The following is a 16,391-nucleotide window of genomic DNA, read 5'->3' as shown; positions in this document are numbered from 1 at the left end:
TGTGCAACTATGATTGACCTAGATCACAGTTGGGCAGTCGAAAGAGGTGGAACGCGCATTGACGCATTCGGGCACAGTCGTTTCGGGAACTGCCGAATCGGGCGGACGGCAGCGTCGTAGTCAGGCCGCGGCCAATCGCAATCGCATCATCGAGGCGGCGATCACGGCGTTCGCTGCTGATCCGGATGCGAGCATGGACGACGTCGCAAAGGCCGCCGGTGTGGTCAGGCGAACCGTGTACGCGCATTTCGACAGCCGAGAGGCGCTGATCAACGGCATCGTGGACGAGGCGTCGACCGATCTCGTAGCTGCGCTGAGCCAAGCCGGCGAGCCGCCCGAGCGCCCGGATCTGGCGACTGCCGTACTGGCATTGCTGTCATGGCCGGTCGGTGATCGCTTCCGGATGCTGCTCAGCTTTGCTCGCAAAGAGTTGGGGGAGCAGCGGATTCTCGATCTGATGGAGCCCGCGCGCGCCGTGAGTATCAGCGTCGTCGAGCGCGGTCAGCGTGACGGAACCTTCTCGAAATACCTGCCGGCCGAGACTCTGGTAGCGATGACCGAGGCGATCACGATCACTTTGTTCGATCAGGCCAACAGTGGGCTGATCACGGACTCGGGCGAATCCTTTGCCGCCGTGTGCCTGGTCATCGCGGGTATCAGTCCGGACAGAAGCTCCGAGATCGTCGCCGAAGCGTCGGAATGGATCCGCGAATCGCTGCCGTCCGGTCGCCGCGAGGATTAGGCCGGGACGATTAACAAGTGGGCCGTGTCCGACTCTGGCGCTAGACTTCGAAGTATCGAGGCTCACGAGTCGAGTGGGCTGATCGGACCAGAAAGCAGGCCATATTCACCACGTGAGTGAACACAGTGAACTCGACGGGAACCGTGTAACCACCATCACCGAGCGCGCTCTGCCCGCAGAGCGCACCGTCCGTTCGAGTATGGATCTGGCGCCGGAGACCGTGCGTCAAATCCTGGGGGCGACGGACGAGAATCTCACCGCGATCGAACGTGAGCTTCGTGCCGACATTCATGTACGTGGCGGAACCATCTCCTTGTCGGGGACGGCTGCAGACGTGGCGCTGGCAGAACGTGTGTTCAGTGAATTGGCGTCGCTGGCCGGTCGAGGGCAGCCCATTGCCCCGGACGCTGTTCGACGAACCATCGGCATGCTCACCAACGAGGTCGGCGAGTCTCCGGCCGAGGTGCTCTCCCTCGACATTCTTTCGCGTCGGGGCAAGACGATTCGGCCGAAGACCCTCAACCAGAAACGCTACGTCGACGCCATCGACGAGAACACCATCGTGTTCGGAGTCGGCCCGGCCGGTACCGGCAAGACCTACCTCGCCATGGCCAAGGCCGTTCAGGCGTTGCAGGCCAAGCAGGTCTCTCGGATCATCTTGACCAGGCCGGCAGTCGAGGCCGGGGAGCGACTGGGCTTTCTGCCCGGCACGCTGCACGAGAAGATCGATCCGTATCTCCGCCCGCTGCACGACGCATTGCACGACATGATGGATCCCGAGGCGATTCCGAAGTTGATGCAGGCCGGAGTCATCGAGGTCGCTCCGCTCGCCTACATGCGTGGCCGGACGCTCAACGACGCCTTCATCATCTTGGACGAAGCGCAGAACACCACGGCCGAGCAGATGAAGATGTTCCTGACCCGCCTCGGGTTCGGTTCCAAGATCGTGGTCACCGGAGACGTGACCCAGGTCGATCTGCCGGGCGGGGCCCGTTCGGGTCTGCGCGCGGCATCCGAAATCCTCACCGGGATCGACGATATTCATTTCGCCACTCTCGACAGCAGCGACGTCGTACGTCATCGGCTGGTCTCTCACATCGTCGACGCTTACGAGCGTCACGAATCGGATCGGTCCGGCGAGTTGGCGGTCGGAAACCGGGCGCAGCGCCGCGCTGCACATGCTCATTCACCGCGACGGTAGGCTGAGCGACGCATCAACCCCTACTTTTCCCAGGAAAGAGCGTCGCACATGAGCATCGAGGTCTCGAACGAATCGGGCATGGACATCTCCGAACCGGAGTTGATCAGCGTTGCCCGTTTCGTGATCGCTCGGATGGATGTCCATCCGGCGGCCGAGCTGTCGATGGTTCTCGTCGACTCCGCGACGATGGCGGATCTGCACGTTCGCTGGATGGACCTGCCGGGTCCGACCGACGTCATGTCGTTCCCGATGGATGAACTCGAGCCGGGTGGCCGTCCCGATTCCCCCGAGCCGGGGCCGTCGATGCTCGGCGACATCGTGCTGTGTCCGTCTTTTGCCGCGGATCAGGCTGACAAGGCCGGGCATTCACTGGCTCACGAACTTGCCCTCCTGACCGTCCACGGTGTGTTGCACCTTCTCGGCTACGACCATGCGGAGCCGGAAGAGGAGAAGGAGATGTTCGGCTTGCAGAACAGCCTCCTCGAAGAGTGGTACGAAGACCTTCGCCGTATCGACCGCGAAGCAGCACTGGCCGAACGCGATCAGAAGCTGCTCGGTAAGACCGGTTTCGTCGACGGAGTGGACCGATAACAGTTATCCGGGGGTTCTGTAGTGAGTAGCGCCATAGCGCTCTTTGTTCTGGCGATTGCTCTTGTCCCGGTCGGTGGTGTGTTCGCGGCCGTCGACTCGGCGCTCAACACCATTTCGTCGGCGCGGATCGACGAGATGGCAAAGGAAGAGCGAGCCGGCGCCGCGCGAGTGCAACGCATCCTGACCGATCGTCCGCGATACGTGAATCTGATGGTCCTGCTTCGCATTTTGTGCGAGATCACGGCCACCGTCGTACTCGTGGGCGGCCTGATCGACGTCCTCTCGCTGGGCTGGGCACTGACCGTCACCGCGGTGATCATGGTTCTCGTCTCGTACGTGGTCATCGGCGTCGGACCGAGAACGCTTGGGCGCCAACATGCGTACTCCATCGCGATGGCCGCGTCGCTGCCACTGCTGTGGATCGGGGTTCTGCTCGGGCCGATCAGTCGCGTCCTGATCCTCGTGGGTAACGCATTGACCCCGGGTAAGGGCTTCCGCAACGGCCCGTTCGCGTCGGAAATCGAGTTGCGTGAACTCGTGGACATGGCGCAGGAACGCGGCGTCGTGGCCGACGAAGAACGCCGAATGATCCAGTCCGTCTTCGAACTGGGAGACACGTCGGCGCGCGAGGTGATGGTGCCGCGCACCGACATGGTGTGGATCGAGAACGACAAGAATGCCGGGCAGGCAACGTCGTTGGCCGTCCGCAGTGGTCACTCGCGCCTGCCGGTCATCGGGGAGAACGTCGACGACGTGCTCGGTGTCGTCTACCTCAAGGATCTGGTCAAGCAGACCTACCACCTGCCCGACGGCGGCCGGAACGTCAACGTCTGCGACGTCATGCGGCCCGCCGTCTTCGTTCCCGACTCGAAGCCGCTCGACAGCTTGCTGGCCGAGATGCAGCGCGACCGCAACCACATGGCGATACTCGTCGACGAGTACGGCGGAATCGCCGGGCTCGTCACGATCGAGGACGTCATCGAAGAGATCGTCGGTGAGATCGCCGACGAGTACGACGAGGACGAGACGCCGCCCATCGAGGATCTCGGAGACGGAATGTTCCGCGTATCCGCGAGACTTCCCATCGAAGACCTCGGTGAATTGTTCGATCTCGAACTCGAACTCGACGAGGTGGAGACCGTCGGCGGGCTGATCGGATACGTACTCGGCCGAGTGCCACTTCCCGGTTCCGAAGTGGAGTACGACGGTTTGATCCTGCGCGGCGAGGGAACCAATACGGGCCGAGGCCGGGTACGCATCAGCACGGTGTTCGTGCAGCGCATCCCGCCGTCCGAAGACGAAGAGACAGAAGACACCGATGACTGAGCGAGAGTTCAGCGAGGAGCAGTTATGAGCAAGAACGAATTCCGGTCAGGCTTCGTGTGTTTCGTGGGTCGACCCAATACGGGCAAGTCCACGCTGACCAACGCGTTGGTCGGCAGCAAGATCGCGATCACGTCCTCGCGCCCGCAGACGACGCGCCACACGATTCGCGGCATCGTTCACCGCGAGCATGCGCAGCTGATCCTGGTCGACACCCCTGGACTGCACAAGCCCCGCACTTTGCTCGGGCAGCGCCTCAATGACCTGGTTCGCGACACGTACTCCGAGGTCGACGTCATCTGCCTGTGCATCCCGGCCGACGAGGCCATCGGGCCCGGAGACCGCTGGATCGTGCAGCAGGTCCGTCAGATGGCGCCCAAGACCAAGCTTGTCGGCATCGTGACCAAGATCGACAAGGTCAGCCGCGACGCCGTCGGAAAGCAGTTGCTCGCGCTGTCCACCCTGCTCGGCCCCGAATCCGAGGTCGTTCCGGTGTCCGCGAAGTCGGGTGAACAGGTCGAGATCCTGGTCGACGTCCTCGCCGGTCTGATGGACGAGGGCCCGGCCTTCTACCCGGACGGCGAATTGACGGACGAGCCCGAAGAGGTGCTCATGGCCGAACTGATCCGTGAGGCTGCGCTCGAGGGGCTCGGCGAAGAATTGCCGCACTCTCTGGCTGTGGTGATCGAGGAGGTCATCCCGCGTGAGGGTCGCACCGAGAAGCAGGGCGAGATGCTCGACGTGCATGCGTTGCTCTACGTCGAGCGGCCCAGTCAGAAGGGCATCGTCATCGGTAAGGGCGGGGCGCGTCTGCGGGAAGTCGGTACCAGTGCGCGCCTGCAGATCGAGAAGCTGCTCGGTGTGCGGATCTTCCTGGAGCTGCACGTCAAGGTCGCCAAGGACTGGCAGCGCGACCCGAAGCAGCTCGGCCGGCTGGGCTTCTAGGGCCGGAGGACCCTGAGGATCGCCGCGCCGATGTCCTGCTCGTCGACGCCGGTGGCCAGGCGTCGGAGTTGGAGCCCGGTGATGACGGCGACGAGCGTCGATGCAATCGACTCCGGATCAGGTACACCGAGTGCCGTCAGAATCGTGACGGTCAAATCGTCGTAGGCGGCGAAGCATTCGACGGCGACTTCGTGGAGTTCGTGGTCGCGCCCGGCGGCGATGTACATCTCGAACGGCGCGATCCGCTCGGCCGAGAACGAAAGATCTCGCGTCACCTTTTCGGCTATTGCCGCGGCGTCCTCGACGCTCAGACCTTTGTCGCGGTACTCCTCGGCCAAGGCGCGCAGGCGCGTCGTCTCGTCGGTCACGAAACGAGACAGAGCAGCGCGGAGCATGTCCGACTGGCTGGCGAAGTGATACGTGATCGATCCGAGTGAGACGCCGGCCTGCGCGGCGATGCGCCGGTTGCTCACACCCGGGATGCCGTCGGTACCGACGACGTGCAGAACGGCGTCGAGTATTCGCTCGCGGACGTCCCGGTTACTCATCGGGTCACCACCACGGCTCGGGTCGGATCTGATCCCAACGCAGGACCGATTCCAATTGTGAAGCGAGGGAGACCAACAGAGGTTCGGTGTTCTCGTTGCCCATCAACTGCGCACCGATGGGAAGGCCGGTGTTGCTGAATCCGGCCGGCACGTTGACCGAGGGCCAGCCGAGGACGTTCCACGGCCACGCGTAGGGGCAGGCGCCGGTCATGACCTTGTCGGTGTCCCAGCCACCGATGCCGTCGATCGCGGTCGCCATGATCGGTGGAGTTGCCGTCGTGGGTGCCAGGACGACGTCGTAGGTGTCGAAGATCGCTCCGATCCGCTTTCGCATCCGCGGCTCGGCCGCGCGGGCCGCGCGCAGAGGTGCGCCGCGAAGTAGCTTGCCGTTCTGGGCATTTCCGCGTGTTCTGGTATCGACCAGTTTCGGGTCGGGAACGCGTCCGAGCCAGTCGTGGACCCCGACGAGTGAGCGGGGCAGAAAGTTCAGGCCGAAGATCAGGCCGTATGCGGGATCGTCGACGACGACGTGGTGTCCGAGTTCCCGCAGCGTGTCGGCGATCGAATGCACGGCCAGGCGCACTTCCGGGTCCAGCTTCACGGGAGTGGCGGTGAACGGATTGCGAAGGGAAAGCGCGATTTTCAGTTTTCCGGGGTCGCGTCCCACCGCGTCGCTGACCGTTACCGGTGTCGGCTTGTGGAGATCGCCGTCATGGTTGCCGGCAGCGACGTCGAGCAGCAGTGCCGCGTCGGCGACGGTGCGAGCGAGCGGGCCGTTGACCGTCAGGCCGTAGAACGCTTCGGCGTCGGGCCAGGTGGAGATGCGCCCGCGCTGCGGTTTGATTCCGACGAGGTTGGTCCAGGCCGCAGGGATTCGGATGGAACCGGCACCGTCGGAACCGATTCCGGCGCTGACCAATCCGGCGGCGACGGCCGCGGCGGTGCCGCCCGACGATCCGCCTGGAGTGTGGTGACGCGACCACGGATTGCGCGTGTAACCGAAGGCTGAACCGCTCGTGAGGGGCCACTGGCCCAATTCCGGGCTGTTAGTCTTGCCCACGATCACTGCGCCGGCGTCGCGAAGGCGTCGAATCATCTCCGAGTCCTCGGTCTTGGCCGGGAAATCGCCAGGGCAACCGAAGGCCGTGGGTTCGCCAGTGATGTCGACGTCGTCCTTCACTGCGATCGGCACACCGAGCAGCGGCAGACGCTCGCCGCGTGCGAGACGTCTGTCGGCCTCGGCAGCTTCCTCGAGTGCCTTCTCTCGCCGCACGATCTTGAACGCATTGAGGTGAGGCTGAGTGGCCTCGATCCGGCTCAGCGTTGCCTCCGTGGCCGCGACGGACGAGGTGGCGCCCGAGGCCAGACTCGCAACCTGGTCGACAAGACCGGGGGCGAGATCGTGGTCGGTTCGAGAAGTCATCAGGTTCCCTTCGCAAAACTGTTCGTTCGAACGAACAGTAACTTGTTTCAGTATTAGTGAACTTCGGTTTCGCGTCAAGATCGCGTCAAGACGCCAGGTCAGTGCGTAAGCGGATCGTCAGAGACGCGGAATCGGCCTTTCCGGAGGTCGAAGCTGAGAGAGCGCATCCGGTCGAGGGCGACCGCGCGTCATGGCTGCGATGCACAGCAGCACGGCAAAAGATTTCGAAGAGGGAAGCTCATGGCCGATCTGGCCTACGTTGCTCTGATTCTCGGCGGTTTTCTCGTGTGCGCGCTGGTACTGCGCGCCCTACAGGCGAGCGCTCCCAAATGACGGTTGCCGGTGTGGTCAGCGTGGTTCTGATCGCCGTCGCCGCGGCATTGGTCATTTACCTGCTCGTTGCACTCGTAGATCCTGAGAGGTTCTGATGTCGCCCGCTCTTGCAGCCGGCCTGCAGATCGCTTTTGTCCTCGTCGTTCTGGCAATCGCCTACGTCCCGGTGGGCGACTACATGGCGCGTGTTTACTCGTCGACGCGAGATCTTCGGGTCGAGAGTGTGATCTACCGCGTCGGTCGGATCGACTCCAGGGCCGAGCAGACGTGGTACGGCTACGCCGCAAGCGTTCTCGGATTCTCGCTGGCCAGCGCATTGTTCCTGTACTTCCTGCAACGGATTCAGGGAGTACTGCCGCTCAGTGACGGTCTGTCCGGGGTCAGTCCCGCCGTAGCGTTCAACACCGCGATTTCGTTTGTGGCGAACACCAACTGGCAGTCGTACACGCCGGAAACGACGATGAGCAACTTCGTTCAGCCCGTCGGTCTGGCGGTGCAGAACTTCGTCTCGGCAGCGGTCGGCATGGCGGTGGCCATCGCATTGGTTCGCGGCTTCATTCGGGTGGCCAGGGGCGGCGAGATCGGCAACTTCTGGGTCGATCTGACGCGTGGTTCTCTGCGCATCCTCCTCCCGTTCGCCTTCGTGATCGCCCTGATCCTGTTGAGCCAGGGTGTGATCCAGTCGTTCCACAGCGGTTTCGCCTCCACCGGCCTCGACGGCAATGCGGTGACCAATGCACTGGCCCCCGTCGCGTCCCAGGAAGCGATCAAGGAACTCGGCACCAACGGTGGCGGGATCTTGGCTGCCAACTCGGCGCACCCGTTCGAGAACCCCACCCCGTTGAGCAATGTCGTCGAGATCCTGGCGATCCTGTTGATTCCGGTCTGCCTCACCCGAACGTTCGGAACTCTCGTCGGGGATCGTAGGCAAGGCCTCACCTTGCTGGCAGTGATGGGAATCCTGTGGAGCGGGCTGCTCGCAGTCACGCTCGCTGCCGAATCCGGCGCACGCGGTGTTGCCGCCACAGCAGCTGGTTCGATGATGGAGGGCAAGGAAGTTCGCTTCGGAATCCCCGGATCGGCGTTGTTCGCGGTGGCGACCACGGGAACGTCGACGGGCGCGGTGAACTCGGCCCACGACAGCATGTCACCCCTCGGCGGCGGCGCGGTCCTGCTCAACATGTTGCTCGGCGAAATTGCGCCAGGTGGAGTCGGAACCGGCCTCTACGGGATTCTTGTGCTGGCATTGATCGCAGTGTTCGTCGGCGGACTGCTGGTCGGTCGCACGCCCGAATATCTCGGCAAGAAGTTGGGTCGACGCGAGATCACCCTTGCGGCGCTGTCGATTCTGGTCATGCCCGCGCTGGTCTTGATCGGTACCGCCATCACCGTCATCCTCGGTTCGACCACCGGTTATCAAGGCAATGGGGGAGATCCGGGCACGCCGGGATCGATCCACGGGTTCAGTGAGGTGCTTTACGCCTTCGCCTCCGCCTCCAACAACAACGGCAGCGCCTTCGGCGGTCTGACGGTCACCAGCGACTGGTTCCAGTCGTCTCTCGGAATCTGCATGCTTCTCGGCCGATTCCTGCCGATCATCTTCGTTCTCGCTTTGGCCGGTGCTCTTGCCTCGCAGAAGAAGGTGGCGCCGACGGCCGGCACCCTCCCGACGTCCGGACCGATGTTCACCGGTTTGTTGACCGGCACCGTCGTTCTTGTTGCTGCACTTACATTCTTCCCGGCCCTCGCGCTGGGCCCGCTAGCGGAGGCTCTTCAATGACCGTGCGTATCAGTGAGAAACCCGTGGTAGCGCAAGACGCCGCCGACAAGGCTGATCCAGGGCAGTCCCGTCAAGTACACGCAGGCATTTTCAACCCGCGGCAGATGATCACCGCGTTGCCGGGGGCCGTGCGCAAACTCGACCCACGCCACCTCGCCCGCAACCCGGTCATGTTCGTGGTGTTCGTCGGTTCCGTCATCACCACTGTCATGGCGATCGCCGATCCCTCGGTGTTCTCCTGGGTGATCACCCTGTGGCTCTGGTTCACGGTGATCTTCGCGAACCTCGCCGAATCCGTGGCCGAAGGGCGCGGCAAGGCGCAGGCGGCGAGCCTGCGAAAGGTGAAGCAGGACACCACAGCACATCGGATCACGATGAGCGGTGCGATCGAATCGGTTTCCGGCACCGAACTGGTGGTCGGCGATCGGGTGATAGTGGTTGCCGGCGAGGTCATCCCCGGCGACGGCGACGTGGTCGAAGGTATTGCCTCCGTAGACGAATCGGCGATCACCGGTGAATCCGCGCCGGTGGTCCGTGAATCCGGTGGTGACCGGTGCGCCGTCACCGGTGGTACGACGGTTCTCTCGGACCGCATCGTCGTGGAAATCACCGCAGCACCGGGCAGTTCGTTCGTGGACCGGATGATCGCGCTCGTCGAGGGTGCTTCACGTCAGAAGACACCCAACGAGATTGCGCTCAACATCCTGCTCGCGTCGTTGACCGTCATCTTCCTCCTCGCCGTCGTAGCCATCGGCCCGATGGGCTTGTACGCGGGGCACGAGCAGGATCCGATCAAGCTGATCGCACTTCTCGTCTGCCTGATCCCGACGACCATCGGAGCGCTGCTCTCGGCGATCGGTATCGCGGGCATGGACCGCCTCGTCCAGCGCAACGTTCTCGCGATGTCGGGACGCGCGGTGGAAGCTGCGGGCGACATCGACACCCTGTTGATGGACAAGACCGGAACCATCACTTTCGGTAACCGCCGGGCCACCGCACTCCATCCGGCGCCCGGTGTATCCGCCGACGATCTTGCTGCGGCAGCTCGCTTGTCGAGCCTGGCCGACGGAACTCCCGAGGGACGGAGCATCGTCGAGCTGTGCGCAGCGGATTTCGGTCTCGCTGCCGAGCCGACGCTGGACGAGGAACGCGCAGAGTTCGTTCCGTTCACGGCACAAACCCGGATGAGCGGACTCGACCATTCCGGACGCCAAATCCGAAAGGGTGCAGCAGATGCGGTGATGAACTGGGTCGTCAGTGGCGGTGGACACGCGGAGAGCGCGGTGACCGACACCGTGAACGACATCGCCCAAGCGGGCGGAACGCCGCTGGTAGTTGCCGTCAAGCATGGTGAGAGTACCTCGATCCTCGGCGTGATCGCGTTGTCCGACGTCGTAAAGCCGGGAATGGCTGACAGGTTCGCCGAACTCCGGGCGATGGGTATTCGCACGATCATGATCACCGGCGACAATCCGTTGACTGCGAAGGCGATTGCCGACGAGGCGGGCGTCGACGACTTCATGGCGGAGGCCACCCCGGAAGACAAACTGGCCCTGATCCGGAAGGAACAGGAAGGCGGACGTCTCGTCGCGATGACCGGTGACGGGACCAATGATGCTCCCGCCCTTGCCCAGGCCGATGTCGGGGTCGCGATGAACACGGGAACCTCGGCAGCCAAAGAGGCCGGGAACATGGTCGATCTCGACTCCGATCCCACCAAGCTGATCGAGGTGGTGGAAATCGGCAAGCAATTGCTGATCACCCGCGGCGCGTTGACCACATTCTCGTTGGCGAACGACCTGGCGAAGTATTTCGCAATCCTGCCGGCCTTGTTCAGCGGCATCTACCCGCAGCTGGACGCGTTGAACATCATGCGTCTCGCCACCCCCGAATCGGCGATCGTCTCGGCCGTGATCTTCAACGCCTTGGTGATCATCGGTTTGATTCCGTTGGCACTCAAGGGTGTTCGATACCGACCGTCGACGGCATCGCAGTTGCTCGGACGTAACTTGCTCGTCTACGGTCTCGGCGGTGTGATCACACCGTTCGTCGGTATCTGGTTGATCGATCTCGTCGTACGTTTGATTCCTGGAATTGGGTGACCTGACATGCGTTTCACTATCGGTTTTGCCAAACAGGTGTGGGCGGGTTTGCTCGTATTGCTCGCGCTCACCGTCGTTCTCGGTGTGGTCTATCCCGCCGCGGTGTGGGGTGTCAGCCGGATCAGCTCCGGATCTGCCGAAGGCTCACCGGTCACCGATGCCGCCGGTTGCGTGGTCGGCAGTGCCTGGGTGGGTGTCGATCCGCAGGTCGCCGAAGGGCAGCAGGACCCGTTCTTCCACAATCGTGTTGTCGGATCCGTTTCGGACGAGGATCCGTTTGCCACCGGTGATCCCGCTGCGGCACTGCCGTCCAACCAGGGGCCGAGCAGCGAGATTCTGGCCGGATTCGTCATCGAGCGCCGGGCAGCCATCGCGGCACGTGAGGGTGTCGACCCGGCATCGGTTCCCGTCGACGCAGTCACCGGTTCGGGCTCGGGTATCGATCCCCACATCAGTCCGGCGTACGCCGAACTGCAGGTCGCGAGGGTGGCGGCCAACAACGGCATCTCGGAAGACCAGGTGCGGGACTTGGTGGCCGAGCACACCGACGGTCGGCAACTCGGATTTCTCGGAGCCGAGCGAGTCAACGTACTGGAATTGAACCTGGCACTCGGATTGACGGCACCTACGTGTGCTGCACCGACGACTGGTGGATGATTGTCACGTGAGTTCTTCGGAGAAGGTCGGTCAATCTTTCGGTAGGGCACGCAAACGTGGTGAATTGCGTATCTACCTCGGCGCTGCGCCTGGCGTCGGAAAGACCTTCGCGATGCTCGGTGAGGCTCATCGGCGTCGAGATCGTGGCTGTGACGTGGTCGCGGCCGTCGTGGAGACACACGGCCGCGCCCGCACCGCGGCGCAGATCGGAGACCTCGAAATAGTGCCGCCCAAGCTGGTGGATTATCGCGGAACACGGATGCCGGAACTGGACGTCGAGGCCGTGTTGGCTCGGCGTCCGGCCCTTGTCCTGGTGGACGAGTTGGCACATACCAACACGCCAGGGAGCAAGAATCACAAGCGCTGGCAGGACGTACAGGAACTGCTCGAAGCCGGGATCGACGTTCTGTCCACGGTCAACGTGCAACACCTCGAAAGCCTCAACGACGTTGTCGCGCACATCACCGGCGTGGTTCAGCAGGAGACGGTTCCGGACGCGGTAGTACGTAGTGCGGCGCAGGTCGAGCTGGTCGACATCACCCCGGAGGCGCTGCGCCGCAGACTTTCTCACGGAAACGTGTATTCACCGGAACGGGTCGATGCGGCCTTGGGCAATTACTTCAGACGCGGAAACCTCACGGCGCTACGCGAACTGGCACTGCTGTGGGTGGCCGATCAGGTGGACGCCGCACTGGCGAAATACCGGGCCGAGAACAAGATCACCGATACCTGGGAGGCGCGCGAGCGTGTCGTCGTTGCCGTGACCGGGGGACCGGAGTCGGAAACCCTGGTACGACGCGCATCTCGAATCGCGTCGAAGTCGAGCGCCGAGCTGATGGTGGTCCACGTCGTACGCGGTGACGGACTCACCGGTGTCTCAGCCCCCGAGATGGGCAAGGTGCGCGCGTTGGCTGTCGGAGTCGGCGCCACGCTTCACACTGTTGTCGGTGACGACGTACCGTCGACGCTCCTCGAGTTCGCGCGTGAGGAGAACGCCACACAGTTGGTGCTGGGAACGTCGCGGCGTTCCCGCCTGGCTCGCATCCTCGACGAGGGGATCGGCGCTGCGGTGGTTCAGCAGTCCGGTGGTATCGACGTTCACATGGTCACGCACGAGGAAGCGACGGCGCGACGACGCATTTCGGTGCTGGGGCGCTCGGAGCGCCGGGTCCTGTCGTGGATTGCGGCGATCGTCGTGCCTTCGCTCGCGGCCGCGATCATGGGTCTCGTCGACCGAATCTCCGGGGTCAACGGCGAGAACGCGCTGTTCTTCGTCGTGGTCGTTCTGGTTGCCCTCCTCGGCGGCGTCGGCCCGGCGATATTGTCGGCACTGATCTCGGGACTGCTGCTCAATTACTTCTTCACCGATCCGCGGTACAGCTTCACCATCGCCGAACCTGACAACTTCATCACTACTGTCGTGCTGTTGATCGTGGCTGTGGCAGTTGCCGTTCTGGTCGACGCCGCAGCAAAGCGCGCCCGCGAGGCGAAGCGCGCATCCGAGGAAGCCGAACTGCTCACACTGTTCGCGGGATCAGTTCTCCGCGGAGCGGATCTGTCGACACTTCTGGCGAAGGCACTCGAAATCTATCGCCAGCGAGGGGTTTCCGTCATTCATCACGACGACGGAGTCATCGCTGCCGTCGGTACGCAGCCGCCGACCACGGACGACGAAGCGGATACGGTCTGTGAGGTCAACGACGGGGAATACGCGCTGTTGTTGGCTGGGCCCGACCTGAGCGCGCGGGACCGACGAGTGCTGACGGTGGTCGCTCACCAAGCAGTTGGGATGATCCGCCAGGAGAAACTGACAGTCGAGGCGAGCAAGGCTGCCGCGCTCACCGAGGCTGATCAACTGCGTCGAGCCCTGCTGTCAGCGGTAAGCCATGACCTGCGAACGCCTCTCGCCGGAGTGAAGGCGGCGGTGTCGAGTCTGCGCAGCGACGACATCGAGTTCTCGCCCGAAGACACCGCTGAATTGTTGGCAACCATCGAGGAGTCGGCGGATCAGTTGACGGCGCTGGTCGGGAACTTGCTCGACTCGTCCCGACTTGCCGCCGGGGTGGTGAAACCCACGCTGCGGCCGGTGTATCTGGACGAGGTGGTTCACCGCGCGTTGCTGGGCCTCGGCATCGGTGGACGCTCGGATTCGCGGGCTCGAAGTGTAGTCGTCGACGTGGGTACCGTTGCAGTGCAAGCAGATCAAGGTCTGCTCGAGCGGGTGATTGCGAACATCGTCGACAACGCTCTGCGCTACGGGGGAGAAACCCCGGTGCGCGTCGGGGCGGCGCAACTCGGTGATCGTGTGGTGATCAGTGTTGCCGATACGGGCCCAGGTGTTCCGCGAGGTGAGGCCGAAACGATGTTCCAGCCGTTCCAACGGATGGGAGATCGCGACAACACCGGCGGAGTGGGCCTCGGACTTTCCGTGGTGCGCGGGTTTGTCGATGCGATGGGCGGAACGGTCAGCGCCACAGACACACCTGGTGGGGGATTGACGATGATCGTGGAGTTGGCTGCGGCCGGTACGAATGGGAATGGATCATGAGTCGAATCCTGGTAGTGGACGACGAACCGCAGATTCTGCGAGCTCTGCGTATCAATCTTTCGGTGCGCGGGTACGAGGTGGTGACCGCGTCGACGGGCGCCGGTGCCTTGCGGGCTGCTGCCGAGCGTCCACCGGACGTCGTGGTACTCGATCTCGGACTGCCCGACATGGACGGCACCGAAGTGCTTGCCGGCCTGCGTGGCTGGTGCACGGCGCCGGTCATCGTGCTGTCGGCGCGCACGGATTCCGCGGACAAGGTCGAGGCTCTCGACGCCGGTGCGGACGACTACGTCACCAAACCCTTCGGGATGGACGAGTTTCTGGCCCGCGTGCGCGCTGCGGCGAGGCGGGGAACCTCCGCGGCGGACACTTCGGAACCGTCGGTCGAGACCGCGTCCTTCACGGTGGACTTGGCTGCGAAAACAGTGAGTCGGCGCGGTGAACAGGTGCACCTGACTCCGACCGAGTGGGGCATGCTCGAGATGCTTGTGCGCAACCGCGGAAAGCTGGTCGGGCAGAAGGAGTTGCTTCGGGAAGTGTGGGGACCGGCGTACGACACCGAGACCCACTATCTGCGTGTCTACCTGGCTCAACTTCGTCGGAAGCTCGAGGATGACCCGGCGAACCCCAAGCATCTGATCACCGAGGCAGGAATGGGTTATCGATTCGTGGTGTGAGAAGCCAGGTCAGAGCACAACTACCAATTTGCCACGTGCCGTACCGGCTTCCATCTTGGCATGTGCTCGCGCGATGTCCTCGAACGCGAACACCTCGTCGATCGGTGCCACCGCCTCGCCTGACGCCACAGCGGAGAGGAAGTCTTGCAGTACGCCGGCAGGCAGGTCGGACGCGTCCCCACCGTACGAGGTCAATCGCACTCCGCGTGGAATGTAGTCGATCGGATAAAAGTCTTTGACTGTCCACTCGTTGGACAGCATTCCCGTGAAACACACGGTGCCGTGGACGCGGGTCGCGCGCAACGTGTCGGGAAGTGTTGGTGTTCCGACCAATTCGAGGGCCAGATCAACACCGCCCGGGAGGATGTCTCGAACCTGGCCGGCCACAGCACCGTCGTCGACGATAACGTGGTCAACCCCGATCGCGGTCAACGACGACGCTTTGTTCGCATCTCGGGTGGTCGCAAGGACAGTGAGTCCCCACTGCTTCGCCAGGACTGCGGTTGCCATGCCGACCGAGGAGGTTCCTCCCCGGATCAACAGGGATTGACCGGATTTCGCGTCCAGTCCTACCGTCAGCGAGCCGTAGGACGTCTGCAGCATCTCGGGAACAGCTCCCACTGTCGACCAGTCCAGTTCGCTCGAGAAGGGAACGACCTGACTGACGGGAACGCACGTGTACTCGGCATAACCGCCGTCGAACGTCCTCCCCATCCCACCCATCATGGCGGCGACTTGCCGGCCTTCGGTGAGCTCCCCGCCGGGGCAGTTCACCACTTCGCCGACGGCCTCGATGCCCAGCACCCTCGGGAATGTCACGCCTTCGGCGAGGCCGAGGCGGGTGTGAAGTTCGGATCGATTGAGGCCGAAAGCCTTCACCCGGACCAGTACCCAGCCCGCAATCGGCACGGGTATCGGAATCACTTTGATAGTCAATGCTTCTGGCGGGCCGGGGGCGTCGAGCACGATTGCGCGCATTGTGTCGGTCATGCTTTTTCCTTCGTGGTCGGTGTCAGGTTTCGATTGGCTTCACGCAGCGTGGCCAGTGTGGCGCCGAATCGATCGAGAGCGTCGGGCGTCAGCACGGAACCGAGACGGCGCTCCAATTCGTCGTCGAACGTTGCCTTCGCCCGCCGCAACAGCTCATTGCCCTCGGGAGTCAACTCGATGAGTGAGGATCGTTTGTCGGTGGGATTGGATTTTCGACGGCAGTGTCCAGCCGCTTCGATTCGATCCACCAGCTTGCTCGTGCCACCGACGGTGATCGCGAGGGCCTCGGCGATGTCGAAGACCCGACAGGAGCCGAGCCTGTCGATGATCTGCATCGGCTCGAATCGACTCAGTGGCAGGTCGTGCTCGATTCGGAGTCGCTGGTCGACGGCCGTCCACAGTTCGGTTTCGAAGCGGACGAGGTTGTCGAAGTGCCTGCTCAGGGCTGATCTGGTCAAGAGCAGACTCCGAACCGATATGCATTCCGTGGAATCATTTTCTCACCGTACGCCCGATTCGTGATTAATTCCA

15 protein-coding genes are annotated in these 16,391 nt (G+C 63.2%); 11 read left to right on the top strand and 4 right to left on the bottom strand.

Translation table 11 applies throughout. The features are described 5' to 3' along the window. Positions 1–46 precede the first annotated feature (46 nt). From RHP72_RS17895 to era, 5 genes are all read left to right on the top strand, one after another. The gene (locus RHP72_RS17895; RefSeq protein WP_007731067.1) at positions 47–742 is read left to right on the top strand and encodes a TetR/AcrR family transcriptional regulator; all 696 of its coding nucleotides are present in this window, start codon (positions 47–49) and stop codon (positions 740–742) included. A 112-nt stretch (positions 743–854) separates the two neighbouring features. Continuing rightward, positions 855–1,943, top strand: a complete 1,089-nt coding sequence (locus RHP72_RS17890) for a PhoH family protein (protein ID WP_003944580.1) — start codon at positions 855–857, stop codon at positions 1,941–1,943. Between the two features lie 48 nt (positions 1,944–1,991). After that, on the top strand, positions 1,992–2,534 hold the full coding sequence (gene ybeY, locus RHP72_RS17885; RefSeq protein WP_003944525.1) for an rRNA maturation RNase YbeY: 543 nt from the start codon (positions 1,992–1,994) through the stop codon (positions 2,532–2,534). 21 nt (positions 2,535–2,555) lie between these two features. Next, positions 2,556–3,860 (top strand): hemolysin family protein, encoded by a 1,305-nt coding sequence (locus RHP72_RS17880; RefSeq protein WP_003944509.1) that lies wholly within the window; start codon positions 2,556–2,558, stop codon positions 3,858–3,860. A 24-nt stretch (positions 3,861–3,884) separates the two neighbouring features. Continuing rightward, positions 3,885–4,802 (top strand): GTPase Era, encoded by a 918-nt coding sequence (era, locus tag RHP72_RS17875; RefSeq protein WP_003944451.1) that lies wholly within the window; start codon positions 3,885–3,887, stop codon positions 4,800–4,802. On the opposite strand, the gene RHP72_RS17870 is transcribed toward era, so the two are convergent. After that, on the bottom strand, positions 4,799–5,350 hold the full coding sequence (locus RHP72_RS17870; RefSeq protein ID WP_030536607.1) for a TetR/AcrR family transcriptional regulator: 552 nt from the start codon (positions 5,348–5,350) through the stop codon (positions 4,799–4,801). The two genes, era and RHP72_RS17870, sit on opposite strands and share 4 nt — an antisense overlap. 4 nt (positions 5,351–5,354) lie before the next feature. Further along, positions 5,355–6,773, bottom strand: coding sequence for an amidase (locus RHP72_RS17865; protein WP_311093650.1), 1,419 nt, complete (start codon positions 6,771–6,773; stop codon positions 5,355–5,357). A gap of 329 nt (positions 6,774–7,102) precedes the next feature. On the opposite strand from RHP72_RS17865, the gene kdpF reads away from it, so the two are divergent. From kdpF to RHP72_RS17835, 6 genes are read left to right on the top strand one after another with little or no spacing between them, the layout of a single operon-like run. After that, positions 7,103–7,201 carry a K(+)-transporting ATPase subunit F gene (gene kdpF, locus RHP72_RS17860; RefSeq protein ID WP_007731078.1) on the top strand — a complete coding sequence of 33 codons (99 nt, stop codon included), beginning with the start codon at positions 7,103–7,105 and terminating at the stop codon, positions 7,199–7,201. Beyond that, positions 7,201–8,886, top strand: a complete 1,686-nt coding sequence (gene kdpA / locus RHP72_RS17855) for a potassium-transporting ATPase subunit KdpA (RefSeq protein ID WP_166502425.1) — start codon at positions 7,201–7,203, stop codon at positions 8,884–8,886. The genes kdpF and kdpA overlap by 1 nt, the downstream gene beginning before the upstream one ends. Continuing rightward, complete coding sequence (gene kdpB / locus RHP72_RS17850) at positions 8,883–10,988, top strand: potassium-transporting ATPase subunit KdpB (RefSeq protein WP_311093649.1); 2,106 nt, start codon at positions 8,883–8,885, stop codon at positions 10,986–10,988. The genes kdpA and kdpB overlap by 4 nt, the downstream gene beginning before the upstream one ends. Before the next feature lie 6 nt (positions 10,989–10,994). Further along, positions 10,995–11,645, top strand: a complete 651-nt coding sequence (locus tag RHP72_RS17845) for a potassium-transporting ATPase subunit C (protein WP_007731080.1) — start codon at positions 10,995–10,997, stop codon at positions 11,643–11,645. A 7-nt stretch (positions 11,646–11,652) separates the two neighbouring features. Then, positions 11,653–14,193: a sensor histidine kinase KdpD gene (locus tag RHP72_RS17840; RefSeq protein WP_058039501.1), complete on the top strand. Its 2,541-nt coding sequence runs from the start codon at positions 11,653–11,655 to the stop codon at positions 14,191–14,193. Next, positions 14,190–14,870: a response regulator gene (locus RHP72_RS17835; protein ID WP_003944545.1), complete on the top strand. Its 681-nt coding sequence runs from the start codon at positions 14,190–14,192 to the stop codon at positions 14,868–14,870. Before RHP72_RS17840 ends, RHP72_RS17835 begins: the two co-directional genes overlap by 4 nt. A gap of 9 nt (positions 14,871–14,879) precedes the next feature. Here RHP72_RS17835 and RHP72_RS17830 read toward each other — a convergent pair whose 3' ends face one another. Together RHP72_RS17830 and RHP72_RS17825 are read right to left on the bottom strand one after the other, a co-directional pair. Beyond that, the gene (locus RHP72_RS17830) at positions 14,880–15,860 is read right to left on the bottom strand and encodes a zinc-binding alcohol dehydrogenase family protein (protein WP_054781575.1); all 981 of its coding nucleotides are present in this window, start codon (positions 15,858–15,860) and stop codon (positions 14,880–14,882) included. After that, positions 15,857–16,318, bottom strand: a complete 462-nt coding sequence (locus RHP72_RS17825; protein ID WP_030536603.1) for a MarR family winged helix-turn-helix transcriptional regulator — start codon at positions 16,316–16,318, stop codon at positions 15,857–15,859. Before RHP72_RS17825 ends, RHP72_RS17830 begins: the two co-directional genes overlap by 4 nt. Between the last annotated feature and the right edge of the window lie 73 nt (positions 16,319–16,391).

Source organism: Rhodococcus sp. SG20037, assembly GCF_031763325.1.
Classification (GTDB): domain Bacteria; phylum Actinomycetota; class Actinomycetes; order Mycobacteriales; family Mycobacteriaceae; genus Rhodococcus_F; species Rhodococcus_F qingshengii.
This window is presented reverse-complemented; position numbering and strand designations above follow the sequence as displayed.